This is a genomic window from Novosphingobium fuchskuhlense, from assembly GCF_001519075.1.
Taxonomy (GTDB): Bacteria; Pseudomonadota; Alphaproteobacteria; order Sphingomonadales; family Sphingomonadaceae; genus Novosphingobium; species Novosphingobium fuchskuhlense.
Genome location: NZ_KQ954245.1, coordinates 231402 through 258174, shown reverse-complemented (window position 1 = coordinate 258174; position 26773 = coordinate 231402). Strand labels below are relative to the sequence as shown.

Annotated in this window: 35 protein-coding genes; all 35 read left to right on the top strand. The window is 62.3% G+C overall.

All coding sequences use genetic code 11. The features are described 5' to 3' along the window. Positions 1-23 precede the first annotated feature (23 nt). The 35 genes from AQZ52_RS11000 (at position 24) to AQZ52_RS10835 (ending at position 26683) form a co-directional block, all read left to right on the top strand. On the top strand, positions 24-332 hold the full coding sequence (locus AQZ52_RS11000; RefSeq protein WP_169793739.1) for a hypothetical protein: 309 nt from the start codon (positions 24-26) through the stop codon (positions 330-332). Beyond that, on the top strand, positions 329-469 hold the full coding sequence (locus AQZ52_RS18520) for a hypothetical protein (protein ID WP_156424905.1): 141 nt from the start codon (positions 329-331) through the stop codon (positions 467-469). Before AQZ52_RS11000 ends, AQZ52_RS18520 begins: the two co-directional genes overlap by 4 nt. Beyond that, positions 466-1353, top strand: a complete 888-nt coding sequence (locus tag AQZ52_RS10995) for a hypothetical protein (protein WP_067910436.1) — start codon at positions 466-468, stop codon at positions 1351-1353. The genes AQZ52_RS18520 and AQZ52_RS10995 overlap by 4 nt, the downstream gene beginning before the upstream one ends. Before the next feature lie 10 nt (positions 1354-1363). Next, positions 1364-1765: a terminase small subunit gene (locus AQZ52_RS10990; RefSeq protein WP_082697992.1), complete on the top strand. Its 402-nt coding sequence runs from the start codon at positions 1364-1366 to the stop codon at positions 1763-1765. 6 nt (positions 1766-1771) lie between these two features. Continuing rightward, entirely contained in the window at positions 1772-3295 is a 1524-nt protein-coding gene (locus AQZ52_RS10985; RefSeq protein ID WP_082697797.1) for a PBSX family phage terminase large subunit, read from the top strand. Positions 3296-3488: 193 nt separating this feature from the next. Then, positions 3489-3734 (top strand): hypothetical protein, encoded by a 246-nt coding sequence (locus AQZ52_RS10980; protein ID WP_067910430.1) that lies wholly within the window; start codon positions 3489-3491, stop codon positions 3732-3734. Beyond that, a complete protein-coding gene (locus AQZ52_RS10975) occupies positions 3734-5251 on the top strand; it encodes a DUF1073 domain-containing protein (protein WP_067910426.1) in 1518 nt (505 codons plus the stop codon). The genes AQZ52_RS10980 and AQZ52_RS10975 overlap by 1 nt, the downstream gene beginning before the upstream one ends. 3 nt (positions 5252-5254) lie before the next feature. After that, positions 5255-6034: a phage head morphogenesis protein gene (locus AQZ52_RS10970; RefSeq protein ID WP_067910423.1), complete on the top strand. Its 780-nt coding sequence runs from the start codon at positions 5255-5257 to the stop codon at positions 6032-6034. Between the two features lie 42 nt (positions 6035-6076). Beyond that, positions 6077-8728 carry a hypothetical protein gene (locus tag AQZ52_RS10965; RefSeq protein WP_067910420.1) on the top strand — a complete coding sequence of 884 codons (2652 nt, stop codon included), beginning with the start codon at positions 6077-6079 and terminating at the stop codon, positions 8726-8728. Positions 8729-8740: 12 nt separating this feature from the next. After that, complete coding sequence (locus AQZ52_RS10960; RefSeq protein WP_067910417.1) at positions 8741-9460, top strand: hypothetical protein; 720 nt, start codon at positions 8741-8743, stop codon at positions 9458-9460. After that, positions 9460-10734: a DUF2213 domain-containing protein gene (locus AQZ52_RS10955; protein WP_067910414.1), complete on the top strand. Its 1275-nt coding sequence runs from the start codon at positions 9460-9462 to the stop codon at positions 10732-10734. Before AQZ52_RS10960 ends, AQZ52_RS10955 begins: the two co-directional genes overlap by 1 nt. A 2-nt stretch (positions 10735-10736) precedes the next feature. Next, on the top strand, positions 10737-11429 hold the full coding sequence (locus AQZ52_RS10950; RefSeq protein WP_067910411.1) for a structural cement protein Gp24: 693 nt from the start codon (positions 10737-10739) through the stop codon (positions 11427-11429). 1 nt (position 11430) lies between these two features. Beyond that, positions 11431-12465, top strand: coding sequence for a hypothetical protein (locus AQZ52_RS10945; protein WP_067910408.1), 1035 nt, complete (start codon positions 11431-11433; stop codon positions 12463-12465). 3 nt (positions 12466-12468) lie between these two features. Continuing rightward, positions 12469-12810 (top strand): hypothetical protein, encoded by a 342-nt coding sequence (locus AQZ52_RS10940; RefSeq protein WP_067910405.1) that lies wholly within the window; start codon positions 12469-12471, stop codon positions 12808-12810. A 1-nt stretch (position 12811) separates the two neighbouring features. Continuing rightward, positions 12812-13231, top strand: a complete 420-nt coding sequence (locus AQZ52_RS10935) for a DUF4054 domain-containing protein (protein ID WP_067910402.1) — start codon at positions 12812-12814, stop codon at positions 13229-13231. Beyond that, complete coding sequence (locus AQZ52_RS10930) at positions 13219-13740, top strand: hypothetical protein (RefSeq protein WP_067910399.1); 522 nt, start codon at positions 13219-13221, stop codon at positions 13738-13740. Before AQZ52_RS10935 ends, AQZ52_RS10930 begins: the two co-directional genes overlap by 13 nt. After that, positions 13737-14153, top strand: a complete 417-nt coding sequence (locus AQZ52_RS10925; RefSeq protein WP_067910396.1) for a hypothetical protein — start codon at positions 13737-13739, stop codon at positions 14151-14153. The genes AQZ52_RS10930 and AQZ52_RS10925 overlap by 4 nt, the downstream gene beginning before the upstream one ends. Next, entirely contained in the window at positions 14150-14680 is a 531-nt protein-coding gene (locus tag AQZ52_RS10920) for a phage neck terminator protein (protein ID WP_067910394.1), read from the top strand. The genes AQZ52_RS10925 and AQZ52_RS10920 overlap by 4 nt, the downstream gene beginning before the upstream one ends. After that, positions 14670-16160 carry a DUF3383 domain-containing protein gene (locus AQZ52_RS10915; protein ID WP_067910391.1) on the top strand — a complete coding sequence of 497 codons (1491 nt, stop codon included), beginning with the start codon at positions 14670-14672 and terminating at the stop codon, positions 16158-16160. The genes AQZ52_RS10920 and AQZ52_RS10915 overlap by 11 nt, the downstream gene beginning before the upstream one ends. 12 nt (positions 16161-16172) lie before the next feature. Next, positions 16173-16613: a phage tail fiber protein gene (locus AQZ52_RS10910; RefSeq protein ID WP_067910387.1), complete on the top strand. Its 441-nt coding sequence runs from the start codon at positions 16173-16175 to the stop codon at positions 16611-16613. Positions 16614-16642: 29 nt separating this feature from the next. After that, complete coding sequence (locus AQZ52_RS10905) at positions 16643-17134, top strand: hypothetical protein (protein WP_205626468.1); 492 nt, start codon at positions 16643-16645, stop codon at positions 17132-17134. 429 nt (positions 17135-17563) lie between these two features. After that, positions 17564-19003: a phage tail tip lysozyme gene (locus tag AQZ52_RS10900; RefSeq protein ID WP_067910381.1), complete on the top strand. Its 1440-nt coding sequence runs from the start codon at positions 17564-17566 to the stop codon at positions 19001-19003. 191 nt (positions 19004-19194) lie between these two features. After that, positions 19195-19950 carry a phage baseplate plug family protein gene (locus tag AQZ52_RS10895; RefSeq protein ID WP_169793738.1) on the top strand — a complete coding sequence of 252 codons (756 nt, stop codon included), beginning with the start codon at positions 19195-19197 and terminating at the stop codon, positions 19948-19950. Continuing rightward, on the top strand, positions 19947-20801 hold the full coding sequence (locus AQZ52_RS10890) for a baseplate hub protein (RefSeq protein ID WP_067910375.1): 855 nt from the start codon (positions 19947-19949) through the stop codon (positions 20799-20801). Before AQZ52_RS10895 ends, AQZ52_RS10890 begins: the two co-directional genes overlap by 4 nt. Continuing rightward, complete coding sequence (locus AQZ52_RS10885) at positions 20798-21445, top strand: hypothetical protein (protein ID WP_067910372.1); 648 nt, start codon at positions 20798-20800, stop codon at positions 21443-21445. Before AQZ52_RS10890 ends, AQZ52_RS10885 begins: the two co-directional genes overlap by 4 nt. Before the next feature lie 66 nt (positions 21446-21511). Beyond that, a complete protein-coding gene (locus AQZ52_RS10880) occupies positions 21512-21811 on the top strand; it encodes a hypothetical protein (protein WP_205626467.1) in 300 nt (99 codons plus the stop codon). After that, positions 21808-22989: a baseplate J/gp47 family protein gene (locus tag AQZ52_RS10875; RefSeq protein WP_067910366.1), complete on the top strand. Its 1182-nt coding sequence runs from the start codon at positions 21808-21810 to the stop codon at positions 22987-22989. The genes AQZ52_RS10880 and AQZ52_RS10875 overlap by 4 nt, the downstream gene beginning before the upstream one ends. Then, complete coding sequence (locus tag AQZ52_RS10870) at positions 22986-23615, top strand: baseplate wedge 1 family protein (protein WP_205626466.1); 630 nt, start codon at positions 22986-22988, stop codon at positions 23613-23615. Before AQZ52_RS10875 ends, AQZ52_RS10870 begins: the two co-directional genes overlap by 4 nt. A gap of 1 nt (position 23616) precedes the next feature. Further along, complete coding sequence (locus AQZ52_RS10865; protein ID WP_067910363.1) at positions 23617-24327, top strand: hypothetical protein; 711 nt, start codon at positions 23617-23619, stop codon at positions 24325-24327. Beyond that, complete coding sequence (locus AQZ52_RS10860) at positions 24324-24554, top strand: hypothetical protein (RefSeq protein WP_067910361.1); 231 nt, start codon at positions 24324-24326, stop codon at positions 24552-24554. The genes AQZ52_RS10865 and AQZ52_RS10860 overlap by 4 nt, the downstream gene beginning before the upstream one ends. Further along, positions 24551-24814: a hypothetical protein gene (locus AQZ52_RS10855; RefSeq protein ID WP_067910358.1), complete on the top strand. Its 264-nt coding sequence runs from the start codon at positions 24551-24553 to the stop codon at positions 24812-24814. Before AQZ52_RS10860 ends, AQZ52_RS10855 begins: the two co-directional genes overlap by 4 nt. Continuing rightward, on the top strand, positions 24804-25448 hold the full coding sequence (locus AQZ52_RS10850) for a lysozyme (protein WP_067910355.1): 645 nt from the start codon (positions 24804-24806) through the stop codon (positions 25446-25448). Before AQZ52_RS10855 ends, AQZ52_RS10850 begins: the two co-directional genes overlap by 11 nt. Before the next feature lies 1 nt (position 25449). Further along, positions 25450-25929 carry a hypothetical protein gene (locus AQZ52_RS10845; protein WP_067910353.1) on the top strand — a complete coding sequence of 160 codons (480 nt, stop codon included), beginning with the start codon at positions 25450-25452 and terminating at the stop codon, positions 25927-25929. Beyond that, positions 25926-26399, top strand: coding sequence for a hypothetical protein (locus AQZ52_RS10840; RefSeq protein WP_067910350.1), 474 nt, complete (start codon positions 25926-25928; stop codon positions 26397-26399). The genes AQZ52_RS10845 and AQZ52_RS10840 overlap by 4 nt, the downstream gene beginning before the upstream one ends. Further along, a complete protein-coding gene (locus tag AQZ52_RS10835) occupies positions 26399-26683 on the top strand; it encodes a hypothetical protein (RefSeq protein WP_067910346.1) in 285 nt (94 codons plus the stop codon). The genes AQZ52_RS10840 and AQZ52_RS10835 overlap by 1 nt, the downstream gene beginning before the upstream one ends. Positions 26684-26773: the final 90 nt, after the last annotated feature.

The following is a 26773-nucleotide window of genomic DNA, read 5'->3' as shown; positions in this document are numbered from 1 at the left end:
TTACGCTGGTCAAGCCGGTCGGCATGTCTGGCGAGGACGCGCATGCCTGGCTGACCGTTGCCACCGGCGAGGTTGCGCACCTTCCCCGCGACATCCTCGAAGCAGCTTGCGCCGCCGCGCGCCGGACCTGCACTCACCACGGACAGATCGTGCCGACGATCCTGAAGGAAGGCGAGGAACTGCTTTCTCTGCGCCGCACGCGGCTGGGCGTCGACGTCATTCCGCGTGATCGCCACCTGCCTGCTCCGGATCGGTGGAAACCAAGCGCTGAAGAAATCGAGTTGATCAAGGCTGATGCGGCAGCCGGTTTGCATGGTCGAGGCGCCGCATGACCTACCGCCCGCGCAACACCAACATACCGACATTGGAAGCGCCCAAAGCGAACAAGCGCTGGTTCGACAGCCGCAAGCCGGAGCGCAGCAAGACAGAGCCGTTCGGATTTCACGCAGAGCGGAACGACGGCGCATGACCTTGTCCGCCACCATTGACCTGCCGCTATTCGCCTGGAGCTTTGCCATGACCAACGTCGGAGCGCGCCTGCGCAAGCACCGCCGCGAGATCAAGCGCTGCCGGGATTGCGGGGTCGTGATCAATCGCTCTTCACGCGGCCGCTGCAAGCGTTGCGCTGTCGTCGGACTTCGCCGTGACTGCCCAGCTGACTTTCTTGCGATCCTCCGCTCTCTCGGCTCACAGGGCGCGGCACGGCATTACCACGCCAGCCTCGCCACCGTGACTCGCTGGCGCCGTGAACTTGAAATCCGTCCGCAGACCCGCATGAAGCGCGGCATCGGCCAGTCGCGCACCGATCGCGGTTTCACTGCCCGCCCATTGATCGCGCACCGCGACATGAGCCGAGCCGGCTGCGCTGCGGAATTTCTGCGCCGATGGGGATCGGTCTACCGTTGCACCGCCGATGGCGCGCCCAACGCGAAGGGTCAGTTCTGGAAACGCAATCATACGGTGTTGACCGATGATCAGATTATCGCCCGCGCTACAAAGCTTGGGTGGATTTCTGAAATACCGCAAGACCGGCTGCCGGATGACAGGAACTACATCCCACTGGCGGAAGTTTGCCGAGTAGGTGGTGAAGTTTCGCGTGAGGCAATTTGCGCGCTGATCGAACAGGGCCGCTTGGAAGTCAAACTAGCCGGACCGGGTTGGTTTGCAAATCTTGGGCGCGGAGATGAACGCATCGTCGCAAAGCACCTGGGCGAATTGCTCATGCTGCGATCCGATTTCGACGCCACGGTCGAACTGATCGCCAAAGGATGGGAAGCGCCTCGTCCGTTCCTTGAAGCTTTACGCCGGGGGTTTTGGGGCAACGTCGATATTCGCGGCGTGGCGAAATGGTAAGGTGAAGATTATGGCCACGCTCACCCCGAAACGACTGCGATTTGTTGAAGAATACCTCGTCGATCTGAACGCGACGCAGGCGGCGATCCGGGCGGGCTACAGCGCGCGGACGGCACAAGAGCAGTCAAGCCGCCTGTTATCGAATGCTATGGTTGCCGCCGCTATTACCAAAGCCAAGGAGGAGCGTGCCGAAGCGACCAAGATCACGGCGCAATGGGTGCTCGAAAAGGCTGCTCAGGTTTTCGAAGAAGCCCATGCCGAAAACGATCGCAAGAACGCTCTGCGCGCGCTCGAAATGTGCGGCAAGCACATTGACGTGGCAGCGTTCAAGGAAGCTGCGGGCACAGAGGTCAACGTCAACATCGCGTCCGGTCTCGGTCACTTCTACGGCGAGGACGGTGAGGCCGGTTGATCGCCCATGGTTGTCGCCAAGCCTCGCGCGAAACGGCCAAGGAAGCTGATCAGCGGAACGCCTGACCCACAGGCGGCTCCAGTCGCGCAGGCCGAGATCGGCCACAATCGCGGACCGACGCTCAATCCAGTGCTGAAGCCGTTCTGGCTGGCTAAGCGCAACGGCAACGGCGAGCCGATCCGCAACCGGATCCTCTACGGCGGCCGGGCATCGTCGAAATCATGGGACGCGGCGGGGTTCATCATCTACCTCGCCTGCAACTACCGCATCCGCGTCCTCTGCGCCCGCCAGTTTCAAAACAAGATCGAGGAATCGGTCTACTCGCTGCTCAAGATCCAGATCGAGCGTTTCGGGCTGCAGCGTCAATTCCGCGTCCTCGACAACAAGATCGTGCACCGCCGGACCGGCTCGGAGTTTCTGTTCTACGGCCTGTGGCGGCACATTTCCGAGATCAAGTCGCTCGAGAGCATTGATATCTGCTGGCTTGAAGAGGCTCATGCCCTCACCGCGGAGCAATGGGAAATCCTGAACCCTACGCTGCGCAAGGACAGCTCGCAGTTCTGGATCATATTCAATCCCAAGCTCAGCACCGATTTTGCCTGGCGCCGCTTTGTGGTGAACCCGCCGCCGGGAACGCTGGTGCGGCAGATCAATTTCGACGAAAACCCGTTTCTCTCGCAGACCATGCTGGATCTGATCGCTGCGGCTCGCGCAGAAGACGAGGCTGATTTCGAGCACATCTACCTTGGCGTCCCGCGCGACGACGACGACGATGCAGTGATCAAGCGCTCGTGGGTCATGGCCGCGATCGATGCGCACAAGAAGCTCGGTATCGCGCCCGTTGGGCAAAAACGCATCGGCTTCGACGTTGCCGATGGCGGCGCGGACAAGAATGCAGCAATCGCAGCGCATGGCGCGCTCGCCTACCACGCCGACCTCTGGAAGGCCGGGGAGCATGAGCTGCTCAAGTCGGCGACGCGCGTCTGGAACCTTGCGTTGGAGCACGACGCGGAAATCATGTTCGACAGCATCGGCGTCGGTGCGATGACAGGTGCCAAGATCAACGAACTGAACGCCGGGGATACGCAGCACCGAACTGTTCGCCATACCGGGTTCAATGCTGGTGCAGCCGTGTTCCGGCCCGATTCGATCTACGCGCGCTCGCACCCGCCACGCACCAACAAAGACTTCTTCGCGAACCTCAAGGCGCAGGCTTGGTGGCTTCTCGCGGATCGGTTCCGGGCGACCTTCAACGCGGTCAACGGTGGCCAGGTGCCGAGCCAGGACGAGCTTGTCTTTATCGACAGCACGATGCCGCACCTCAACCAGCTGATCGACGAACTCTGCACGCCCAAGCGTGACTTCGACAACGCCGGCCGCGTCAAGGTTGAAAGCAAGAAGGACTTGGCGAAGTCGAACCGCGTCGGCGGGGCCCAGCCCTCCCCCAACCTTGCCGATGCTTTCGTGATGGCTTTCGCGCCGGGGCGCCGCGGTATGATGATCAGTCCCGATGCTCTGGCGGCTGCGTAGCTTTCGCCAAGGCGGCGACAATTGCCTCCTGCTCTTCCTCGCTCAGCATGGCCTCGCGCGGCTCCCGGGCTTCAAGCTCGAGATGCGCAAGCGCTGCCTCAAGCAGCTCGCGTAAGGTGAGAACCATGCGTCTGCCTACCACGAGGCAGTGCGGCGTACCATGGGATTACACGTTCGCAGCGAGGGCCTCGACATGATCCATCCCCCGAAAGCAGTCAGCGAGTTTAAGCCGCTCCTGAAGTCTGACATGAATCAGATGACCGAAGATGATCTCTGGCTGGAAGCGGGACGCCTGATGATCGCGCGACACGCTCAATCGCATGGATACCCTGCTCCTGAGGTCAACGAGAACACCACGGATGAAGGCAAGCGCCGTCTATGGTGGATTGATGGCAGCGGCGCGAAAATGCAGTGGACCGGGGAAAAGGTCGCGGCCTGATGTTTGGCCGCATTCGTGCCGCGTGGCGCGCCTTCTGGAATTCGACCACCGCAACGCAGCCTCAAGCCCTGACGGTCATTGAAACCGCGCGCGAGATGCGTGTCAGCCAAGCCGCGCTGTACGAGGCCGAGCGCGGCAATTCGCCTATCTTCTTGCCCGAAATGACCTTTCAACGCGCGGCACCCATGACCGGAACGCTACCGGAGGGTATGGCGATGGACGCGGTGCCAACCACCGACGCGCTCATCTCCTATGCCACGAACCAAGGCGCTCATGAGGGGCTGGGCTTTCTCGGCTATCCCTATCTCGCCGAACTGAGCCAGCGCGCGGAATATCGGCACGTCGCCTCGATCTGGGCGGAGCACTGCACCCGCAAGTGGATCAAGGTCACTGGCGACAAGGCCAAGGTCGACAAGATCATCGCTGAACTGGACCGGCTCGACGTGCGCCATTTGGTCCGCGAAGCTGTCGAAAAGGAATGCTTTTTCGGGCGCATCCATTTGTTCATGGATTTCGGCGACTTCGACAAACCGCAGGAGTTGCCGGTCCCGCTGGTGCTGGACAGCAAGAAGATCGGCCCGGAACGGCCCCTGCAGCGCCTCGGCGTGGTCGAACCGATGTGGTGTTACCCCGGCGCATACTCGGCGCAGAACCCGCTCGCGCCAGATTTCTACAATCCTTCGACCTGGTACGTCTCTGGCAACATCGTGCATGCCTCCCGCCTTCTGACCATGGTCGGTCGGCCGATGCCGAACATGTTGAAGCCAGCCTATGCGTTCGGCGGTGTGGCCCTGAGCCAGATGATCAAGCCCTACGTCGACAACTGGCTGCGCACTCGCCAGTCGGTGTCGGACCTGATCGATGCATTCTCGGTCATGGTGCTCGCAACGGACATGGAACAAATCTTGACCGGCGTGGCTGGCGCGGAACGACAATTCTTCAACCGGGTCGACCTGTTCAACAAAACCCGCAGCAATCGCGGAACATTCGCGATCGACAAGGATACCGAAGAGTTCAGCAACGTCTCGGCGCCGATCGCGGGCCTCGACAAGCTGCAGTCGCAGGCCATTGAGCAGATCGCGTCGGTATCAGGCATTCCGCTGGTGATCCTGCTTGGTGTCACACCTTCAGGCCTGAATGCCTCATCGGATGGAGAGATCAGGGCATTCTACGACAAGATTGCTGGCTATCAGGAAAAGATCATCGGGCCCGGGCTCAAGACCTTGCTCGAGGTCGTGCAGCTGAGCCTGTTCGGCGCGATCGACGACAAGATCGGTTTCGAGTTTGAAAGCCTGTGGGAGATGTCGGACGCGGACAAGGCGGCAATCCGCAAGTCCGACGCCGAAGCTGATTCGGCTTACATCACTGCTGGCATCGTATCGCCGGAGGAAGCCCGCGAGCGGCTGAACGATGAGGAAGGCGGGCTCTATGCTGGCCGCCTGACCGGGCCTGCGCCGGAACCCGAACCGCTCGAGGTGGGCGAAGAGGATACGCTTCCGCTGCTGGGCAAGGAATGACCCATGCTCAAGCCCATTCGCCCCGCCGCGCCGATCCGCATCAAATACGAACAGCGGGTACTGGCCGCGCTGGCTGAAATGCACCGGACGCTGCTGCGCGAGATCGAGCGGACTTGGAACAAGCGCGAGCCTGAAACCGTCATCGCCGCCGACGAAATCCCGGCCAAGGAACTGCAGCTCGTCATGTCGCGCATCGCCCGGCGCTGGCTCAGACGCTTCGATGACCTTGCCGACAGCCTCGCCGAGTACTTCGCGACCCAAACCCGCGCCCGGTGTGATCGAGCACTCGCGGAGATGCTGCGCAAGGGCGGCATGTCGGTTCGCTTCAAGATGACGCCCGCCATGCGCGATGCTTTCGCCGCGGTGCGCGCCGAAAACGTCGGACTGATCAAGTCCATCGCGAGCCAGCACCTCACCAAGGTCGAGATGCTGGTCAACCAATCGGTATCACAAGGCCGCGATCTCGGCGCGCTCACCAAGGCGCTGGAGAAAAGCTACGGCATTACGAGGCGCCGGGCATCGCTGATCGCGCGGGATCAGAACAACAAGGCGACGGCCGTCATGGCCCGCACCCGGCATCTTGAGCTCGGCATCACGAAAGCAAAGTGGATGCACAGCGCTGGCGGCAAGCACCCGCGCGAACCGCATGTCCGGTTCTCGGGGCGGGCCTACGATATTCGCGAAGGTCACGATTTCGGCGACGGCGAAGGGAAAGTGTGGCCCGGCACGCTGATCAATTGCCGATGTGTCGCGGTGCCCATCGTTCCCGGCTTCGATACCTGATCCAGCGCTCCGCCCTACCATGAGATTACAAGGGAGCATCTCATGGCGTCTTCGCTGGTTGACCTGGTCAAGATCAACATCACTTCGACGGGTACTGGGCCGCTCAAGCTGGGCTCGGCTGTCACGGGATTTCGCGGCACCGACGCGCTGATCAACGGGCGTGACTACTCCTATTCGATCCAACAGGGGAGCGCGTGGGAAGTTGGGCGCGGCACGTGGCTGTCGGCATCGAGCCAGCTCGTGCGGCAGGTGCTGTATTCGTCCAATGGCGGTGTTGCGATCGCGCTCAAGAACGGCGCTCAGGTGTCGTTTGTTCCTGTTTCGGTAGATCTGGACTCGGTGCAGCTGACAGCGGACGCGCGTGCTGCCGCGCTTGATGCGCAAGCCTATTCCGAACTGTCTCAAGCTGATGCGCTACAGGTCTCCTCTGATCGCGCCTTCGTCGGCAGTGCCGTGCAAACGGTCGTTTCGGGCATGTCGATCTACGATAATGCCTATGCCTCGACGCTACCGAAGGGCGTGACGTCGGTATCCATCGGCGGAACGGCCATAACTGGCGCGACCGTTGGCACCTATCCGCTGACCTTTTCCGGCGGGTCGATTACCGGAATGGTTGCCAATCTCGTCGTTACGTCGGCCACGACAGCGCGAGTGGATATCATCAACACGGGCTTGGGATCCGGAACGACCCCGCCGACTGTGACGATCCCGACCGGTGCGACGTTGCCCGCCGGGACCACGCTTACTGCGGTGGTCGGCGCGATCATTGCAAACCAGCAAAAATATTGGGCCGTGTCCTCGGACGGCTCGCAATTTCTGCTTTGCGGCAACAATGCCGGATCGTTCGGTTCTGCTCCCTTTGGCGGAACACAAGTTACGTCGCCCTCTGGCGCATGGCTGGCATCGACGTTCGCGCGCTCGCAGAACGCCATTCCATTCGCGACATGGAGCGCACTGGCTTCGGCAACCGGCATGCTGGCCGGAGACCGCGCTCGCGTCCGAGCTAGCGATACCGGGACGCACACCGATCCAGTCGTTGGTGGCACGGTCAGCAATGCTGGCGACTACACCTATTCGGCCAGTCCTGCAGGTTGGCAACGTACTGGCGACCTCGACAGCCAGACGGCATCAGCACTGGTGGCGCAAGTTTCTGGAATTCTGGCTCAAAATTCTGGGACAGTGCTGACCATCAGCGATGCAAGCAAGCGAGTGGTGGTCCGGGTCAATGCAGACGGCAGCACCGAGCTCGTGCGCCTGATCACTCCCAAGGTGACCGCTCCGACCATCGAGATTGGCAGTGGAGGAACTGCATTTCAGTCGAGCACTGGCAATCCGCTGGCGATCAAGGATGCGAACAATCACGTCGTCTTCGACGTAGACGCCAACGGCCTCACGCGCATGGTTAGCGGACAGGCGGTGAAATTCAGCGCTGATAGCGTGTTCCGCAAGAACTCATTCCTCGCCACGACGGATCGCAAGCCCGGCGCTTTCCCGGCCGAGATCAACCATATCATCTACTACGGCCAGAGCTGGGCTGGCGGCTTCGATGCGATCCCGGTGATCAATACGACGCAGCCCTACGACACGCTCATGTTCAACCTTAATGCTCAGGGCGAAGGCATCCGTCAGCAGTATTCGGTGGCCCAGGATGCGACCGCCTTGCAATCTTTCGTTCCGGCCGTGGAGAACCAGCGTGTCGGCACGCCGGAGTTCACAACGGCCAATGTGGGCGAAACTGGTGCTGTCGCCATGGCCAACGAAATCAAGCGCCTGATCCTTGCCGAGAACAATACGGCCATGACCGATCAGGCGTTTCAGCTGCTCGTTTCGTATCCCGGCGAGGGCAGCAAATACATCGAGGATCTGGCCGATCCCGCAGGCATCTACATGAAGCGGGTGATCGAGCAGATCACGCGCGGCTATGCCATCGCGCAGGCAATGGGCAAGACCTATGCCGTACTCTGCGTGACATGGTTGCAGGGCAACTCGGCAATCGCAACGCCCTACGCCACGCAGCTTGAGGCCATGCGTGCCTACATCAGCACGCAGGCGCAGTCGATCGTGCAAGGCCAGGGCGAAGTGCCGCTGATCACTTGGGAGCAATATCCCAGCATCAACACCGACGGGACTACGAATGCGTCTGCGCGGGGCGTCTACACGCGGTATGTCGGTGCGGCGGACACCTACCCCTATATCTACTGCTCCGGCCCGTCTTACCAATACGGGCAGGTCAGCAGCAGCAACATTCATTACCTTCCGCCCGGCATGGCGGACATCGGTCGGGACTTCGCCTTTGCGATCAAGCGCGCGGTGATCGACCAGACGGCTTACGAGCCGCTGCGTCCTGTCTCGCTCAAGCGCCAGGGCAAGATTGCGCTGGTCAAGTTCAACGTCGCCGCCGGGCAGCTGCTGGTCGATACGACGCAGGTGGTCGCGCAGACCAACTACGGCTTCAATCTCTATGACAGCGGCGGCACGCTGCTCACGATTGCTTCGGTGACCATCATCGGTCCGGATACGATCAAGATCGTGGCAAGCACCGCGATCCCGAGCGGCGCCACGCTTCGATATGCAGACACCGGCACCGACGCGACCAACGCAAACAAGTGGCGCGGCAATATCCGCGACAACCTCGGCGATCTTGGTCAACGCAACCGCTGGCTCGTCGCCTTCTCCTACCCCTTCTCGAATTAAAGGATCGCCGCCATGGGCTTGGACATCATCGTTCCCGGTGTGACTTTCAGCAACTACGTCGACATCTCGGCATACCCCGTCACCACCAACCTCTCATCGCTCTACTATCTGGGTGTCGACGCAAACACGTCAAAGACCAACCAGATCCCGGGCGGCGGCGCGGACGCCACGGTGGGCGCCAACGTCACCTTCGCGGCCGGCTATGCAACCTTCTCCGGAGACCCGACAGCAGCGGCTAACTTCATCCAGACCAACGACCTGGACTCAGCTTCGACGGACTTTACTCGGATCGCCATCTTTCAGAAGATGGACACCACAGATCGCCCGGTCTGGGGGCAGTGGAACTCCGGGGTCAGCGGTTCTGGTTTCCTGCAGACACTTTCGCATGTTGTCGCCTCGGGCCCAACGCTTGTCAGCCGAACGCTTTATGGCTCGGCGGCGCAGACGGCCTTCGTCTTTGTTGCTCAGAAATACACCGGCGGTGTCCTGAGCACCTATACCGCCAATGGTGGAGTGCTGGCAGCAGCCGTCACCAACTCTGCGGCTAGCCGCGTTACCAACTCTGCGGTGGCCGAAAGAATTGGCGGCAGCGCTGGGTCAGCTGTCTTTTCAGGAACAAGCCGGATCGCGATGGTCTCGAAGCACCGCTCCGCCCTCACCGACGCGCAGATCGCGGACATCTTCAACTTCTGCAAGCTGGTCATGACCAAGCGCGGCTTGGTGCTGTCATAATGACCCAGACCCTTCTTCTCGCCATGGACCGCGCGCCATCGGCCCGTAGCCGGGATGCCAATGGTTTCCTGCACGTCGAGGTGTCGAACATCTCGAAGGCCAATGTCTGCCCCTATTACGGGCGCGAAATTCCCGGCGCTGCGGAGCTGGGCCTTGATCCAGATCGGATATTTCAACTCTACCGCGATCCCGCCGAACTGGCGAGCGCGGCGGACACGTTCAATAACCTGCCAATCTTGTCCGAACATGTGCCGGTGCTGCCCGAACGCTTGCCTGAAGACCTGATCATCGGGTCCACCGGCACCGATGCCGAGTTCGATGGGACATTTCTCAAGAACAGCCTCGTGATCTGGCAGCAAGCCGCGCAGGACGCCATCGAAGCCGACAGAAAGCGCGAGCTTTCAAGCGCTTACCGATACCGCGCGGACATGACGCCGGGCACAACGCCAGAAGGTTTGCGTTACGACGGTGTAATGCGGGAGATCATGGGCAACCACGTCGCACTCGTCATTGAAGGGCGTGCGGGGCCGGACGTAGTAGTCGGAGATGAAGTGATGAAGCTCAAGTCGCGCACCGCGCTGATGATTTCCGGGGCCATTCAGGCCCACGTCCGCCCGCTCCTCGCGGCGGATGCCAAGATCGACCTCGCGCCGGTTCTTTCCGGCGTCACTGCTGCCTCGATCGGCAAGAAGGGCGCGGCGGGCAAGCTCGCTGGCAAGGTTGCCGAACTGGTGGCCCCTCACCTCGCCGCCGACGCCGCGCTTGACGCGGATGCACTCGGCAAGGCGCTCGCTGCGATCCAGCCCCTCGCCGCTGACGAGGACATGATCGACAAGGAAGACGGGGCCAAGGACGAGGGCAACGAAAGCGAACCCAAGGCTAAGACAGCCGAGGACGAAGAAGAAAAGAAAGAGGACGAAGAAGAGGACAAGGACGGCAAAAAGCCGGCCATGGACGCCGCGACGGTCAAGAAGATGATCGCGGCAGCCGAAGCGCGCGGCGCAGCCCGGGTCGCTGCCATCGAACTTGCCAAACGCGACGTCGCGCCGCTGGTCGGCGAAGTCATCGGTATGGACAGCGCGGCGGCGGTTTACGCCTTCGCGCTTGAGAGCGTCGGCATTGAGCGGGCTGCCATTGATGGCGCGCCCGTCACGACCCTCAAGGCGATGGTGCAGCGTGAAGCTGATCGCACCCGCTCCAAGTCCATGACCTTCGACGCAGCGGCCGTGAAGCGTGCCAACGACAGCTTCGCCGAACTCTACGGGAGCAATTGAACATGACTGGCTTTCAGACTTCCGTCGCCCAGAATCTCGCCATTGGCGTTCCCGGCGATTTCGCAACCACCGGACCGTGGTCCACTGTCCCCGCGCTTGACGGTGAACTGACCGCTGGCGCCGCCGGTGTCGTCATCGCTGCCTTCGCCTGGGCGGACGATACCACGGGCGTTGTCACCAACGGCAAGCCCAACCTCGCATCGACCCGCTTCGGCTTCGTCGGCCGCGACCAGCGCGCAGTCATCACCACGTATCTCGCAGAATCGGCATTCGCCGTGAATGCCGGTATGGAGGTGACGCTGTTCGATGGCGGTGCATTCTACATCACGGCGCCTTCGACCCCGACCATTGGTCAGAAGGTCTTCGCCAAGTATGCGGACGGCACCATCGTGCTCGGAACGGCCGGGTCGCCGCCGACGTCGACGCTTTCCGTCACCACGACCAATGCTTCGACTGCAATCTCGTTCACGGGCGGAACGCTCAGCCCTGGCATGCCGATTTCCGGCACGGGCATTCCGGCGGGCGCCACCATTGCGACCGTCAATGCGGGCGCCGGGACTGCGACGCTGAGCGCTAACGCTTCGGCGTCGGGCACTGTGACCGCCACCATCACCACCGCCTATGAAACGCGCTTCTTCGTGAAGACCAAGGCCGCTTCGGGTGAGATCATTGTCATCTCGGACAAGGGATTCTGATATGCTGACCGCACGCCTCTCCGAACATCGCGCCCGCCTGTCGGCTGGCGGCATCGAACTGCCCGCTGGCATGGAATACCTGCCCGAGGGCTGGCGCCGGTCCGCCTCGCTTGCGATGGACGCCCAGCCTTCGCTGTTTTCGGCGCCGAATGCTGGCATCCCCTCGCTGTTCTCGACCTATATCGATCCGAGCCAGATCAAGGTCGTCTTCCAGCCCACCGTCGCCGCGGAGTTCTACGGCGAAGAAAAGATGGGTGACTGGACGACCGACACGGCGACGTTCCCGATCACCGAGATGACCGGCAACACGTCGGCCTACGGCGATTTCAATCAGAACGGCAAGTCGAACGGCAATGCCAACTGGGTGTCGCGCCAGTCGTTCCATTTCCAGACCTTCACGCGGTGGGGCGAGCGCGAGCTCGCGCGCTACGGCGAGGCTCGGATCGACTGGGCTTCACTGCTTTCCGAGGCCAGCAACCAGACCCTCGCTCGCGCACTGAACACGTCCTACTTCTTCGGCGTGTCCGGCCTGAAGCTCTATGGCGGCATGAACGATCCGGCGCTGTCGAACGCAATCTCGCCGACGACCAAGACGGCTGGTGGCTTGACCTGGGCGGTCGGCACCACCATCGAAATCTACAACGACTTCCTCAAGCTCTACACGCAGCTGCAGACCCAGCTCCCGGCGCTTGTGAACATGTCGTCTCCGATGGAATGCGGCATCCCGAACACGCTGGAGCCGTACCTGGCCAAGACCAACGACTTCGGCAAGACGGTCAAGGAAATCATCCAGCAGTCGTTCCCGAACGTGAAGTTCACGGTGATCCCGCAGTTCGCAACGGGCTCGGGCAACCTGATCCAGCTCAAGCTGACCAGCGTCGACGGGCTGCCGGTCACCAAGTCGGCGTTCACCGAGAAGATGCGCGTGCATCCCGTGATCCCGCTCGCTTCGGGCTGGGAACAGAAGAAGTCCGCCGGTACGTGGGGCACCGTCCTGCGCTACCCGATCGCCATTGTGCAGATGCTGGGGGCCTGATCCATGGCAACGGTAACCGTTTGTTCGAAGCTTCCGTTCGGCTTTGTCGCCGAGTTCGCCGGCAAGTCCGTCACCTTCAACGGCGCGCGCATGCTCGACCCCGTCACCAAGGATCCGATCCTGATCGACGGCTATGGCATGACCCATGGTGTCGATGCCGACTGGTTCACCGGCTGGAAGGAATCCGTGGGCAACTTCCCGCCTGTCCTGAACGGTGCGATCTTCGCGGCCGCTGCCAACAAGGCCGATGCTGAAGCTGCAGAGCGTGCGCCTGAAGTTTCGACCGGACTGGAACAGAAGTCGTCCGACGAGCTTGGCGTCGAGGTCGTCGCCAAGGAGAATTGATGTGGCGCAGGCGGTGTTCAACTACGCCGCTTGGGCTGCGCGCTATCCAGAGTTCGCGGGCGTCGATGAGGCGCTCGCGTCTCTGTATTTCGCCGAGGCTTGCATCTACCTCGACAACAGCGACGACTCCCCTGTCTCCGACATCGCGGTGCGCGGTCTCCTGCTCAACATGCTCACCGCGCACATCGCCGCGCTGGCTGGCGCTTCCGGGCGCTCAGCCGATCAGGTCGGGCGAGTGGCTTCCGCGTCGGAAGGCTCGGTTTCGGTTTCAATGGACACCGGCACCCTTCCCGGTTCGGCGGCATGGTACCAGCAGACGCAGTACGGCCTGACCTATTGGAAGGCCTCGCAACCCTATCGCAGCGCGACCTATGTCGCTGCGCCGGCCTACGTGTTCGAGCGGCCGGTATGGCGGAGGTAAGCGGCGGCGAACGCTCGATTGCTGCGATCCGCGCGCTTGTGGACAAGCTCGGCAAGGCATCTGAGGTGCGGGTCGGCTTTCTCGAAGGCGCGACCTATCCCGACGGCACCTCAGTCGCCACGGTCGCCGCGCTGAACAACTTCGGCGCGCCCGGCGCGGGCATTCCCCCACGCCCGTTCTTTTCCAACATGATCGCCGACAAGTCACCACAATGGGGCGAGCAATTCGCCGCGGTGCTGGCAGCCACCGATAACGAGGCCGACAAGGCGCTGGAGCTCATGGGCGAAGGCATGGCGGGCCAGCTGCGCGAGGCAATCGTCCAGACGACCGGCCCTGCTAACAGCCCGGTCACCGATCTGCTCAAGCAGCGTTTTCCCATGGGCGGCCAGACGTTCGGTGATGTGCAGGAAGCGCGGCGTGATGTGGCGGCCGGAGAGACGGCGCCCGCTGGAAAGCCGCTCGTTTGGACCGGCAACCTGCTCGCCTCCGTCGACAAGGAAGTGCGATGAACCTGCGTGGGATCGCTAACAGCCTCACATCAAGCATAAACCCGAACATCGTCGCCACGCTGCGGCGCTCAACCGGCTACACGCTCAGCGATTCCGGTCGACAAGTGCCCAACTACGCTGCCGATGAGCCGATCACGGTGCAGGTGCAGGCCCTGACCCAGAAGGAACTGCAGCACCTCGACAAGCTCAATATCTCAAACGGCCAAGCCAGCGTCTACGCGAACATCCAGCTTTCAAGCGTCGATCGGCCATCCAATTCGGGCGGCGACATCATCGTGTTCGGTACCGATGCCAAGACACCGGCCGGTCTGCGCGGCCAGACCTGGCTTGTCGTTGCGCTGCTGGAGGGCTGGCCGGGTGCTGGCTGGTCGAAAGCAGCGATCACGTCGCAGATGCAGGACCCCGAGGCATGACGCCTTCAATCACGCAAGAGCAGGCCATGACGGCCCTGCGCGCGGTGCTCCTGCTTGTCGTGCCGAGCGGCACTGAAGTGGTGCAGGGGCAGGTCAGCCGCGTGCCGATGCCGCAGGGCAAGAACTGGTGCGCGATCACACCTACGCGCCGCGTTGCGATGGCGACGAACGAGCGCGCCGCTGTTCCTTCAACCGATCCGGCGCCCGCAGCGGGCCGAACCGACATTGGTCTCTCCACTCGCCTTGATGTGCAGGTCGACGTCTATGGACCGGCCAGCCCGGAGACAACGCAGGCCATCGTCACTGTGTTCCGCGATACCTGGGCGGCTGATCAGCTTGCCGCTTCGGGCCTTGCGCCTCTCTACTGCACAGAGCCCGCGCAGTTGCCGCTAGTGGCCGGTGAGCAGCAATATCTTCAGCGCTGGACTTTCGAGGCTGCGATGCATGGCAACATCGTGACGCCCGTCTCGACCCAGTTTGCCGATACCATCATTACAGGTTTGTCGGAGGTCACACATGCCGAATAATTCGATCCCCGCTTCGGCGATCGTCAACGTCATTCCCGGCGTGATCAGCGCTGGCGGCACTGGCCTCGATCTCGTCGGGCTTGTGCTGACGTCGAACACCATCGTGCCCACCAGCACCGTGCTTACGTTCTCGTCGCAGGCTGATGTCGCTGCCTACTTCGGCGCCTTGTCCGATGAAGCGACGATGGCGACCGTCTACTTCGCGGGGTACGACAATTCGTTCCTGAAGCCCGCGCAGATCAAGTTCTACCGCTACGTCGACACTGCGGCCCCGGCTTTCCTGCGCGGCGGGCGCATGGGCCTGACCCTGACCCAACTTCAGGCGCTGTCCGGCGTACTGACGATTTCCGTGGGCGGCGTGGCCAAGACGTCTTCCTCGATCAACCTGTCGGCAGCCACCGATTTCAACAATGCGGCGTCGATCATCCAGGCGGCCTTTACCTCGCCCGGCTTCACGGTCAGCTACAGCAGCAACTTCGATGCGTTCGTCTTCACGAACAGCTCCACCGGTGCGACCTCGACCATCACCGCTGCGTCTGGCTCGCTCTCGGCCGGCCTGCGGCTTACCGCTGCCGCTGGAGCGACGGTTTCGCAGGGCGCTGCCGTCGATACGCCTGCATCGTGCATGTCGGCCATTACCGCGCTTACGCAGGATTTCGTGTCGTTCAGCACGGTGTTCGAACCGACCGACACGGACAAGCTCAATTTCGCTATCTGGGCTGACGGGCAGGCAAACCGCTATCTTTACGTCGGGTGGGACAACAACTCGCAGGCCACCGTATCAGGCGACACGACTTCGGTTGGCGCGCAGGTCGTGGCGAACGACTATGGCTCCAGTGCTTTGGTCTACGATTCCAGCAATGGCATCAAGGTCGCTGCGTTCGTCATGGGCGCGCTCGCCAGCACCGATTTCAGCCGGGATAATGGCCGGTTCACCATGGCCTTCAGGTCCGGCAATGTCGCGGCGGGCGTCACCAATCAGACCATCGCCGCGAACCTTGCGGCGAACGGCTACAACTTCGTGGGCGCCTACGGCACCGCCAACGACCAATGGACGGTGTTCTATCCCGGCCAAGTTTCGGGCGTGTTCCGCTGGATCGATTCGTGGATTTGTCAGGTCTGGATGAACAACGCGGCCCAGCTCGCGCTGCTGAACCTGCTGACCAACGTCGGGCAGGTGCCTTACAATTCCGATGGCTATGCGCTGATCGAGGCATCGCTGCGCGGTGTGATCGACGATGCTCTGAACTTCGGCGCGATCCGGGCGGGCGTGACACTCAGCGCCGAGCAGGCGATCATCGTGAACAACCTCGCCGGTAAGGACATCGCGGGCACACTGTCTCGCCGGGGTTGGTACGTTTCGGTCAAGGATCCTGGCGCCCCGGTGCGCGCTAACCGCGGTTCGCCCGTCACCACGATTTTCTACACCGATGGTCAGTCGGTGCAGCAGATCGTCCTGTCCTCGCTCAACGTCCAGTAAGGGGCCCGACCGATGAACACCCGGACGCTCACCAGCGCAAACGCGAAGCTCCTTCTCGCGGTCGACACGATCTTCCCGATCCCGATCCAGATCGCAGGCTTCTCGACCGACGATATGACCGATATGGACGCCATCACGCCCAAGGAAACGATGATGGGCATCGATGGCCGTCTCAGTGCCGGCTTCGTGCCCGTTCCCGTCACGCAGAACATCACACTGCAGGCCGACAGCTCGAGCATCGACTTCTTCGAAAACTGGTTCACGTTTGAGCAGCAGGCGCGCGAAACCTATTTTGCGTCTGGCTCACTGCTGATCCCGGGCACGCAGAAGGGCTATGCCATGACGCGCGGTGTTCTTACCGGCTATGTCCCGATCCCGGCGTTGCGCAAGACTGCGCAGCCGCGCCGCTTCTCGATCATCTGGCAGTCCGTCACGCCCGCACCCGCATTCTGAGGTGATCAATGCGCAAGCATAAGACCGTCGTGATCGAGGTTGAGGGCCGCGATCATGGCAAGACGTTCCTGATCGTCGAGAAATCTGCCTATGATGCCGAACGCTGGGCCACGCGCGCGCTCATGGCGCTGAGCCGAGCGGGCGTCGAGGTTGGCGACGAAACTATCCGATCTGGTGCCGTCGGCATCCTGATCGCGGGCCTGGAGGCGTTCAAGGCGCTTCCCTTCGAAGAGGCTGAACCGCTTCTGGACGAGATGCTGGGCTGCATCACATTCGTGCCTGATCCGAACAAGATCGACCCGAACTCGGGCCGCCCGCTCAGCCGTCCGGTTATGCGCGGTGACGACCTCAATGACGGCGACATCGCAGACGTCGCGACCCTGCTCAAGTTGCGCTCGGAGGTGCTGGAACTGCATCTGGGTTTTTCGATCGCCGCCGCGCTCTCGAATTTGGCGGCGCTGGCGGGAATCGGTTCGAACCAGCGGACTTCGTCAACATCCCCGGCACCTGCGGCGCAGTAATCAACGCTGGCCGGGCGAGTTTGCTTGAGCTGCAGCGCGACTATAGCCTTGAAGACCTCTATCTGCTGCTGGAGACTATCATAGTCGAAGCCGAGAATGAACGGCGCGGGCAAGAAGCTGCGGAACGCGGTTAAGGTCTCCGTTGGCGGCAGTCGTGCCAGCGGTACTGATACGGGAACACGCTTGGGTCACGATACGCCCAGCACCGCCCGCGCCGCGCCAGTGCATTTTCCACCGCATCGCGCTTCCGGCAGACAGCATCTTCGGGTTCATGATTGCCGCCCCTGCATTCCCGATCCAGCGCAAACCATTGACGCTCAAGGCTTGCTGCAGTGATGGGCCTGGCTGTCGCTGGCGCGGCAAGTGCAAGACCGATTAGCGTGAGGGTGATGCGCTTCATATCCTGACCTTACACCATCGGAGCGCGCAATGTCAGAGCACATCATCGACGCCTTCGTCGCCACCTTCCGCCTTGACACCAAGGGCTACAAGGATGGCGAGCGCGAAGTTGATGAGGGCAACAAGCGCCTGCGCGACCAGTCGAAGAAGACCTTCGACGGCATGGAGCAGGCTGGCCGCAAGACCGGCGAAGCGATTAAGAGCGTCTCGCGCGAAGTGATCGGGCTCGGCCTGGCATTCCTCGGCGCGCGTTCGATCACCGGCTTTCTCGCCAACATGGCTACCGGCGCCGCTTCGGCTGACCGCTTCGGCAATGCGATCGGCATGTCGGTCAAGCAGATCTGGGCATGGCGGCAGGCGGTCAAGAGTGTTGGTGGGCAGGCTGGCGATGCCGACACCGCGCTTCAGACGATTCAGAACGCACGTATCGGGTTTCGGACCGGCGCACTTGATCCGGCGCAGCAAGCCGCATTCGGGCGGCTCGGGATCACCGGCAACGATCTGCGCGACAAGGACGCTGGCGGCATCTTGTCGAAGCTCGCTGGCTCAAAGCTGGCTGGCAAGGATCCGCAGCTCTATTCCGCATTGCTCCAGCAGATCGGCCTGCCGCAATCGACGATCTACTTCCTCATGCAGGGCAAGGACAGCGTCGACAAGCTGCTCAAGCAGTATGAGGCAAGCGCGAAGGATGCGGAGAAGACCGCCAAGGAAGCCGAAAACCTGCAAAAGGAGATGGCTGACCTCAACGCCCAGCTTCAGAAGGCACTGGTGCCGATCCTCAACCAGATCGTGCCGCTGCTGACCGAATTGGTGAAGGTGCTGGGTGGTAGCGTTCCAGGCGGTGGCAGCGGTGCCGGAACACAAGGCGGCGGGTCAAGCTGGGGTATCCCCGGCTTGTTCGAATTTCGCACCTCTGGCAGCGGCATGCCTATGGGGCAGCATGGCCACGAATCCGAAGTCTACAGCTTTTTCAGAAGCAAAGGCCTTGCCAGCAACAAAGCGCTCGGGATCACCGCGGCGCTCTATGCAGAGAGCGGCCTTGATCCTGATGCGCTGAACCAGAAGTCGGGTGCGTACGGGCTTTCGCAATGGCTGGGCAATCGGAAGAAAGAACTTTTCCGGCGCTACGGAAATCACCCCAACCTACAGCAGCAACTAGATTTTCTGTGGTCGGAACTGAACGGCGGCGATCCGGGCGGTGCTGCCGTGCTGGCTCAGCGCGGGCTTGGTACAGCACCGGCCATGATCGGTCGTTTCTTGCGTCCGGCCAAAGGCCACGAAACGACGCGTGACCTCAGGGAAGCTAGCCGCTTCATCGGCGCACACAGCCGGAACGGCGTGATCACCATCCACGGCGGCATTCACATCAAGACTGCCGCCACTGACGCAAACGGCATCGCGCGCGACATGAACAGCGCGGTCCGCCGCCGCATGGCCGTCGCTCAAGCTGATCCGATTGTGAACCCCTGATGGCAGGTCCCCTTACCCCCGATGTGCCAATCGCGCCCGGCGTTCCTTCGGTCCTGCGCGATGCCAGCAACAGCACAGGCGCGGCAACAGGTCGACTGACAGGGGATGCGATTGCGGTCACCGCGACCAAAAAGGACCAGTGGGGCATCTATCGCGCCAGCGACAACAGCCTTGCTGTCACAGCAGACACGGTGAATTCCATCGGCTACGACGCCGAATACCGCATCGCGGACTATCCGCTTCAGGACGGTCAGTTCGAAAGCTACGACAAGGTCGCGTTGCCCTTCGCGGTACGGGTGCAGCTCTGCAAAGGCGGGAGGTTCGATGAACGCCGGGAGTTCCTGCGCACGATCGAAGAACTGCGCGGCGACACCGAGCTCTACAACGTCGTCACGCCAGAATGGTCGCATCTGAACGTCAACATTGAGCGGGTATCGATTGACCGCAGCCGCGAGCAGGGTGCGAACCTCATCACTGCCGAGCTGATCCTGCGCGAGATCCGCGTCGATGCAACTGCCACCACGAGCAACAGCAAAGAACCGAGCGCGGCAAGCCCCGTGAGCGCCGGCACGGTGCAGCCTGAGGCGCCCAGCGCGGAACTCAAGGCAATCACGGACGTGAAGCCGATCAAGCCGTTCGAAGGCGAAATACAGACCATCCAGAACATCCCGCTTATTCCGAACACGCCATCGCAGAGCTTGTTCGTGCCGATCGGCGGGATTGGCGCGCTGGTCACGCTGGCGCAGAAGTCCACCGGGCTTTTCGCTGACGTGTCGGTTGGCGGCGTGCCTTTGGTTTCGAGCGTCCTCTGCCGCGACGGCGTGCCGATCATCAATGCGCCCTATCTCGGCTTTCCCGGCGATTTCGCGTTCATCGACAAGCAGGGTAATTCCGACCCGAATTGGCTCGGATTGGCAACTCGCTATGCCTTGGTGCTGGCGCGATGAGCTTCGAAAAGCGCAAGGTGTCTCTCACATTTCAGCTTGGCGCGGGCGACTTCGGCGCAGCTGGGCAAGATACAATCACGCTCGACGGCCTGCGCTGCTCCGTCAACGTGGTTCACGACGGCATTCAGTTTGCCCGCGCTGATGTGCAGGTCTGGGGCATGTCGCTCGACCTCATGAACAAGCTCACCGTGACCCAGAAGTTCTTCTTCGAACAGCGTCCCTACAACAGCTTGCGGATTTCGGCCGGCGGCGCGGTGTGCTTTTCGGGCGGGATCATGGAAGCTTGGGCGGATGGACGTCAGCAGCCTGACGTGATGTTCCATGTGTCGGCTGCGTCGGGTTTGGTCGATCTATCGCAGACGATCCCGCCCACCAGCTACAATGGCGCCGTCGACGCCGGGACCGTGGTTTTGCAGATCGCATCTCAGATCGGCTATGGCTTCGAGAATGGCGGCGTGAACGCCACGCTCAACACGCCCTACAAGCCTGGCTCTCCGAAATCGCAGATCGAAGCAATTTGTCGCGACGTGGATTGCAACTGGACAGTCGATGACGTTGCCAAAGTCGTCGCGATCTGGCCGAAGAATGGAGCGCGAGCCGGAGAGGCTATCCCGATCAATGTGGAAACCGGCCTTGTCGGCTATCCCGCGTTCACCCAAGGCGGCTTGCAATTTTCGACGCTCTATCGGCCAGATATTGACTACGGCCGCCTCGTGCGCGTGACGACACCGTTCTCCGCGGCGAATGGGCAGTGGACCGTGCGCGCCCTTGCTCACCGCCTTGAGAGCAACGTGCCGAATGGCCAGTGGTTCACTGACATCGAAACCAGCTACCTGGACAGTCAGGCATGACGATCACCGGGCAAAGCAGCGTCCGCGACACGCAGAACGATGCCTCGCTTATCGAGTTCATCGCGCGCAAGGTCATGAACGGGATGGCGACAACCGCGCTGGTTCGCATCGTGGCTGTCAACGGCGATACCGTCGACGTCGAGCCGCTTGTTCATCAGATCGACGGCGCTGGCGTGGCGGTACCGCATGGCACAATTCACAATCTGCCCTTCTTCACCTTGCGCGCGGGCCCCGCCGCGATCCGGGCAGTTCCGGTTGTCGGCGACATAGGCATGGCCTCGTTCTGCCACTCCGACACATCTTCGGTGCGTGCAACCAAGGACGCCGCGCCGCCGCCTTCGCGCCGCCGGTTCGACTGGGCCGATGGGCTCTATCTCGGCGGCTTCCTCGGCCCGACCGCGACCACATGGATCGACGTTCAAGACGGTCAGGTCGAGGTCAAAGCTACCACGATCAAGCTTACAGGCGCGGTCGAGATCGCCGGCGACACGCAAATCACCGGCAGCCTGACGGTGAGCGAGGATATCACCTCATCCGGTGCCATCACCGCCACCGGCGAAGTTACAGGCAACGGCAAGGCGCTTTCGACGCATACCCATGGCGGCGTCACGGCGGGAACCGCTACGACTGGGCCGCCCTCCTGAGGCAGTGGTTGGCCTACCCTAGTTTACATGGCCGCAACCCTTCTTCTCGACCGGACGCAGTGGGATTTGTGTCTGACCTCAACCGGCGACATCGCCGTTGCGGTTGAGCCCTACGCGCAGGAACAAGACGTCGCGTCCGAGTGCCGGCTGATCCTCGGCGAGGCATGGTACGACACGACCATCGGCATTCCGTACATCACCGACATCCTCGGCCGGGCCGTGCCGGTGCAGCTGATCAAGGAATACCTCGTCGCCGCCGCCAAGCGCGTGCCCGGGGTAGCCAATGTCACGGTCTATCTCTCGTCGATTACCGCGCGCGGCCTCTCCGGCCAGGTCCAGTTCAATGGTGGAGCGACCACGCTATGACGATCCCTGTCCCCACCTTCACGACCGGGGGTATCGTCCTTCCGACCGAGGACGCGATCAAATCCGCGCTGTGGGCTGATTTTCAGGCCGCATTTGGCGGCAGGCTTAACCAATCCGATGCGACACCGCAGGGCCAACTTGTGACGTCGCTCACCGCCGCATTGGGCGCCAGCAATGACCTGCTCGCCCAATACGTCAACCTCGTCGACCCCGCGCGCTCATCGGGCCGGATGCAGGATGCGATCGGGCGGCTCTATTTCCTTGAGCGCATCGCCGCCACACCGACGACCGTAATCTGCACCTGCGCAGGGGCCTCGGGCACAGTTCTTCCGCAGGGATCCCTCGCACAGGCCAGCGACGGCACGATCTATTACAGCACCGGGGCAGCCACAATCCCCTCAAGCGGTTCGGTACCCGTCACTTTCGCTGCGCTGAACACAGGCCCGATCACGTGCCCGGCAGGATCATTGAACCGGATTTATCGCACGGTCACGGGCTGGGATTCGATCACGAACGCTGCAGATGGAACGCTGGGACGCCTTGAGGAAACGGCGCCTGAGTTCGAGGCGCGCCGGCAAGCCAGCGTTGCACTGAACGCGGCCGGCATCTTGCCTGCGATCAAGGCAGCGGTGCTGAACGTGCTGAACGTCACCGACGTCTACGTGACCGAGAATTCGACCGGTTCCGCTCTCACCATCGGCGGCGTCTCGGTCGCAGCGCGTTCGATCTATGTCGCGGTGCAAGGCGGCCTCGACAGCGACATTGCCGCGGCGATCTGGAGCCGCAAACCGCCAGGCTGCGGGATGGTCGGAAGCACGTCCGTCACAGTCACCGACAAGACCGGGTACGTCGCGCCTTATCCTTCCTACACCGTGAAGTTTCAGCGCCCGGCGGCTGTTCCTGTCTATGTCGCGGTCACGTTGGCAGACAATGGCACGGTACCTGCCGATGCGGTGACGCAGGTGCAGGATGCCATTATCGCCGCATTTGATCCGACCATCGGCGGCACCGTCTACGCGCTGCAGTTCGCTCAGGCCATTGCAGCGCTGGGCGCTTGGGTGCAGCTGACCTCGATAGCAATTGGCACAACCAGCTCGCCCACGGCTTCGAGCGCGGCATTCAACATCAACCAGATCGCCAGCATCGCGCGGGCCAATATCTCAGTTGCGCTGGCATGATCGTTCCAGACGCCCTCGGTTCCTTCCCGCTCGGCTATGGCAGCCCCGGCGACGGTGCAGAGCCGTTTTTTTCGATCCGCGATACCGTACTCAGCCAGTACGCAAACAGCCCGATCTTGCTCGCGATCCTCGATACCATGGGCACGGCGATTGACCGTCAGGCTCAGCTCTCAGGCTTTCGGGACTGGGTGTGGAATGTCGACACCGCGCAGGGCTTTGGCCTTGATCTGTTGGGGCGCATCGTCGGTGTGGCGCGGTCGCTGTATATCAGCACAGCCGACTATCTGGGCTTCTCCGATCAACCGAGCGCGGTGCCTTTCGGCGAAGGCGTGTTCTATTCTGCCCAGCGCCTGACGCCGAACTACAGCGTCTCCGACGATGCCTATCGCCAGATGATCCTGGCCAAGGCAGCGCTCAATATCACGAACTGCTCGATCCCGTCGGTCAATGCGATCTTGCGCGCGCTCTTCCCCAGCTACGGCAACGTCTACGTTCGCGACAACGCAGACATGACCATGACCTATGTCTTCAGCGCGGCTCCGTCGAAAGTAGATTACGCGATCGTCACTCAATCCGGCGCTTTGCCTAAGCCGGCTGGGGTTGCGGTCACGGTGGAGACCCCGTGAAATGAACCAGAGCGATCTTCCTGATCGGTTTCCGATCCCCTTCGCAAATGGGGCCACGTCAACCACCATTCGCACGCTGCCGACTGCGCATCAGACGGCAAGCTCGACGGATGCACCGGCCAGCCTCGAGGACGGTTTTCCGATTGAATGCTTCACACCTGAAGGCTCGGGCGGCGTTCCGCCGAATGGAAAAGACTTAAACGCGATTCTGAAATGGCTCAGCGAGCAGGCGCAATGGAACCAAGCGGGCGGCCCCGCCCTGTTCGACGCGACGTTCGCGTCCGCGATCGGCGGTTATGCCAAGGGCGCCAAGCTGGCATCCTCGGCGACAAACGGCGTCGAATGGTTGAACCTCGTTGATGGCAACACGACAGACCCGGATGGGGTGAGCGCGGCCAACTGGGCGCGAGTTGGCATCCCTGCAGCTCAGCTTGGCACCAACGGTTACGAAAAGCGCGCCAGCGGTGTGCTTGAGATGTGGGGCCAGATCTCAATTGGCCAAGATAGTTCAGCCACCGTATCGTTCGCCAGCCTTTTCCCCGAATTGACGATCTCGGCGATCTACAACGTTCAGATCTCATGGGTCGACAGTTCGATCAGCAGCGGATCGGTACAGGGCTCGTCGGGTATCTCTACTCCCAGCGCCGGCGGCTTCACGATCTATAATGACGGCACCGGCCGCGTTCATCACTGGCGAGCGCTGGGGGCATGATGGTCGAGCACGACGCAAAGCACCTGCTCGACAACGCAGCAGGAATGACCGGCCTTGTGACCGTCATATCCTATTGGGCGGGCATCCTGACACCGATCCTGTCGTTCCTCGTGCTTGCCGCCACGCTGGGCTGGTGGCTGATCCGCTATCGCGAATGGTGGCTGACCGGACGCGTAGCCGACCGCCCAAGTCGGCAGAGCGCGGAACCTGACGGAGACAATCCATGACCCTCATCGATCGCATCAACGCGGCCAGCGCCTCTGCGCGCTATTGGCTGCAGTACACCTCGGTGCAGCTGGCTTTGCTTGTTGGCCCGCTCGCCAGCTATGCCGTGGCCTACCCCAACGAGACGCAGCAAGCGTTGGCGCTGGTGCCGGAGCACTACCGCCCGCTGGTGACGTTCGCCGTCTTCACCGTGATCCCGATCTGGGCCCGCACCCGCCAGCAGCCGGGGATCAAGCCGAAGGGGGCGCCCGATGGCCAGTAACCCGCCGCCGCAGCCCTCGCGCGCCAGGAAGGGCACCCTCGTCGCGCTGGTAGGCATTGCCACCGCCACGATGCTGTTCAAGGCGGTGCCGGCCGAGGAATCGGGCCGCAAGGTCGAAGTCAGTTTTCAGGTCGATGGCACGGCCTCGCTCAAGCACATCGCGGGGCCGCAGTACCTCAGGGCCTATCTCGATAGCGTCGGCGTCGCTACGGCGTGCGACGGCCTGACCCGGTACAAGGGTCGCCCGATCACGGTGAAGGATCAGTTCACCGAGCCGCAGTGCAGCGTGATGCTCGAGGAAGAACTGGTCGCCACTGCCAGCGACGTGATGCGCTGCACGCCCGGGCTCGCGCTCACCATCCCGAGACGTGACAACGTGCGCTTCGCCGCCGTCTCAATGGCCTACAACATCGGTTCGCCAAGCTGGTGCGGGTCGACCGCGCGCAAGCTGGTCGACAGCGGCAAGATCGGTCCTGCCTGTGATGCGTTCCTGCCGTGGGACAAGGCCACATTTTCAGCACCACGCCCCGGCAAGGCCTGCACCCGGAAAAAGGACGGGAAGTGGCTGTGCCCCATCGATGGACTTACCTCGCGCCGCCAGCGTGAGCGCGCCGCTTGCCTGAAGGACGCCTGACATGATCATGGTTGCAACCGATCCCGTTGCCGCGCACGACCAGCGCGAGACCATCAGCATCGACGTCGAGTATCCTGCGCATGCCCAGCGCACGGAGAGCCCGGAGTTCACGGCGAACAAGCGGACGCTGGTCACCAAGCTCGACACGCCGTGCTTTTGCTGCGGGGGCAAGGATCACCGGGAGGTCCATCACTTCCTGATCGAGTGGGCCGAATGGGATTTTGCCGATCCGGGCAAGGTGCTTCAAATGGCGCACCGGCTGGACGTCTACGGCTACGCCGCGCAGCTGGGCGACAAGCCGATCGCCAGCCCCGACGATATCCGCAACCTCGTGGTGATCTGTGCCAGCTGCCACCGCGGCGCCGGCACGGGCATTCACCTCGTCCCCTTTCCCAACTGGATGGCGCAGGTCGTCGCCAAGGAAGGCATCACCGTGCTCAAGCCGACCGGCTCGGCCGCTTCTCCGGAGGCGCAACCATGATCGCCTCTATTATCATGGCGCTCTTCGGGCGCTGGCTCGCCGACGCAGAAGGCGTGATCAAGGATCAATGGCGCTGGATCACCGCCACGCCGGTGCACTTGCTGGGCGCGGTCCTGGCCGTGTCGGTCGCGCTCAATCTCTGGCAGTGGCACATTTGCGCGATGCGCGCGCGCGAAGTCGACGCCCTGACGCTCGAGCGCAACGGCTGGCGCAAGGCCGAAGAAGTCACCATCCAATCGAACGACAAGCTGACCAAAGCGCTGCATGAGCAGAACGCTGCCGTCGAGGGACTGAAGGCGGACGCCGACAAGCGCGTTCTGGCCGGACAGGCGGCGCTGGGCGCAGCGAAGGACCGCTCGGCGGTGCGTGAGGACCTTGCCGCCCGGATCGATGCTCAGCGGGCTTCTGCGGGCACCGGTGACAACTGCCGGACGAGCCCGGCCGTCATGGCTGCGAAAGGACAACTGTGATGCGTCGCTTGATCCTCGCCCCGCTCAGTATGACCGCCTTCACTCTCGCCGGGTGCGCGCATTCCACGCCGCCGGCAATCGAAGTCCGCACCGAGCGCGTGGAAGTCCCCGTTCCCGTTCCCTGCATCAAGGCCAGCGACGTGCCCGGCGTGCCGCCGCGCGTGGGCGACAAGCTGACGGGCAATGCCGTGAGCGATGCGGATCTGCTCGCCGCCGACGCGCTGCGGCTGAGCTCAGCGCTTGATCAGGCGATGGCGCTGATCTCGGGGTGCGTGGAGAAGTAGGCCTTTCGCGCCACAAGCGGCCCTGACTTGCTAAGGTAGCGGCGAACCGCTTGGCGCTTCGTCTCGGCCTCACGCGCCCTTCAACGCGCG

Coding starts and splice junctions, on each gene's coding strand:
- AQZ52_RS10995 (WP_067910436.1), top strand. CDS start 466: ATGACCTTGTCCGCCACCATTGACCTGCCGCTATTCGCCTGGAGCTTT.
- AQZ52_RS10870 (WP_205626466.1), top strand. CDS start 22,986: ATGATCGTTCCAGACGCCCTCGGTTCCTTCCCGCTCGGCTATGGCAGC.
- AQZ52_RS10920 (WP_067910394.1), top strand. CDS start 14,150: ATGACGCCTTCAATCACGCAAGAGCAGGCCATGACGGCCCTGCGCGCG.
- AQZ52_RS10890 (WP_067910375.1), top strand. CDS start 19,947: ATGAGCTTCGAAAAGCGCAAGGTGTCTCTCACATTTCAGCTTGGCGCG.
- AQZ52_RS10860 (WP_067910361.1), top strand. CDS start 24,324: ATGATGGTCGAGCACGACGCAAAGCACCTGCTCGACAACGCAGCAGGA.
- AQZ52_RS10965 (WP_067910420.1), top strand. CDS start 6,077: ATGGCGTCTTCGCTGGTTGACCTGGTCAAGATCAACATCACTTCGACG.
- AQZ52_RS10980 (WP_067910430.1), top strand. CDS start 3,489: ATGATCCATCCCCCGAAAGCAGTCAGCGAGTTTAAGCCGCTCCTGAAG.
- AQZ52_RS10950 (WP_067910411.1), top strand. CDS start 10,737: ATGACTGGCTTTCAGACTTCCGTCGCCCAGAATCTCGCCATTGGCGTT.
- AQZ52_RS10885 (WP_067910372.1), top strand. CDS start 20,798: ATGACGATCACCGGGCAAAGCAGCGTCCGCGACACGCAGAACGATGCC.
- AQZ52_RS10855 (WP_067910358.1), top strand. CDS start 24,551: ATGACCCTCATCGATCGCATCAACGCGGCCAGCGCCTCTGCGCGCTAT.
- AQZ52_RS10960 (WP_067910417.1), top strand. CDS start 8,741: ATGGGCTTGGACATCATCGTTCCCGGTGTGACTTTCAGCAACTACGTC.
- AQZ52_RS10940 (WP_067910405.1), top strand. CDS start 12,469: ATGGCAACGGTAACCGTTTGTTCGAAGCTTCCGTTCGGCTTTGTCGCC.
- AQZ52_RS10955 (WP_067910414.1), top strand. CDS start 9,460: ATGACCCAGACCCTTCTTCTCGCCATGGACCGCGCGCCATCGGCCCGT.
- AQZ52_RS10985 (WP_082697797.1), top strand. CDS start 1,772: ATGGTTGTCGCCAAGCCTCGCGCGAAACGGCCAAGGAAGCTGATCAGC.
- AQZ52_RS10990 (WP_082697992.1), top strand. CDS start 1,364: ATGGCCACGCTCACCCCGAAACGACTGCGATTTGTTGAAGAATACCTC.
- AQZ52_RS10835 (WP_067910346.1), top strand. CDS start 26,399: ATGCGTCGCTTGATCCTCGCCCCGCTCAGTATGACCGCCTTCACTCTC.
- AQZ52_RS10850 (WP_067910355.1), top strand. CDS start 24,804: ATGGCCAGTAACCCGCCGCCGCAGCCCTCGCGCGCCAGGAAGGGCACC.
- AQZ52_RS10900 (WP_067910381.1), top strand. CDS start 17,564: ATGTCAGAGCACATCATCGACGCCTTCGTCGCCACCTTCCGCCTTGAC.
- AQZ52_RS10970 (WP_067910423.1), top strand. CDS start 5,255: ATGCTCAAGCCCATTCGCCCCGCCGCGCCGATCCGCATCAAATACGAA.
- AQZ52_RS10925 (WP_067910396.1), top strand. CDS start 13,737: ATGAACCTGCGTGGGATCGCTAACAGCCTCACATCAAGCATAAACCCG.
- AQZ52_RS10945 (WP_067910408.1), top strand. CDS start 11,431: ATGCTGACCGCACGCCTCTCCGAACATCGCGCCCGCCTGTCGGCTGGC.
- AQZ52_RS10865 (WP_067910363.1), top strand. CDS start 23,617: ATGAACCAGAGCGATCTTCCTGATCGGTTTCCGATCCCCTTCGCAAAT.
- AQZ52_RS10975 (WP_067910426.1), top strand. CDS start 3,734: ATGTTTGGCCGCATTCGTGCCGCGTGGCGCGCCTTCTGGAATTCGACC.
- AQZ52_RS10930 (WP_067910399.1), top strand. CDS start 13,219: ATGGCGGAGGTAAGCGGCGGCGAACGCTCGATTGCTGCGATCCGCGCG.
- AQZ52_RS10845 (WP_067910353.1), top strand. CDS start 25,450: ATGATCATGGTTGCAACCGATCCCGTTGCCGCGCACGACCAGCGCGAG.
- AQZ52_RS10910 (WP_067910387.1), top strand. CDS start 16,173: ATGAACACCCGGACGCTCACCAGCGCAAACGCGAAGCTCCTTCTCGCG.
- AQZ52_RS10840 (WP_067910350.1), top strand. CDS start 25,926: ATGATCGCCTCTATTATCATGGCGCTCTTCGGGCGCTGGCTCGCCGAC.
- AQZ52_RS18520 (WP_156424905.1), top strand. CDS start 329: ATGACCTACCGCCCGCGCAACACCAACATACCGACATTGGAAGCGCCC.
- AQZ52_RS11000 (WP_169793739.1), top strand. CDS start 24: ATGTCTGGCGAGGACGCGCATGCCTGGCTGACCGTTGCCACCGGCGAG.
- AQZ52_RS10875 (WP_067910366.1), top strand. CDS start 21,808: ATGACGATCCCTGTCCCCACCTTCACGACCGGGGGTATCGTCCTTCCG.
- AQZ52_RS10915 (WP_067910391.1), top strand. CDS start 14,670: ATGCCGAATAATTCGATCCCCGCTTCGGCGATCGTCAACGTCATTCCC.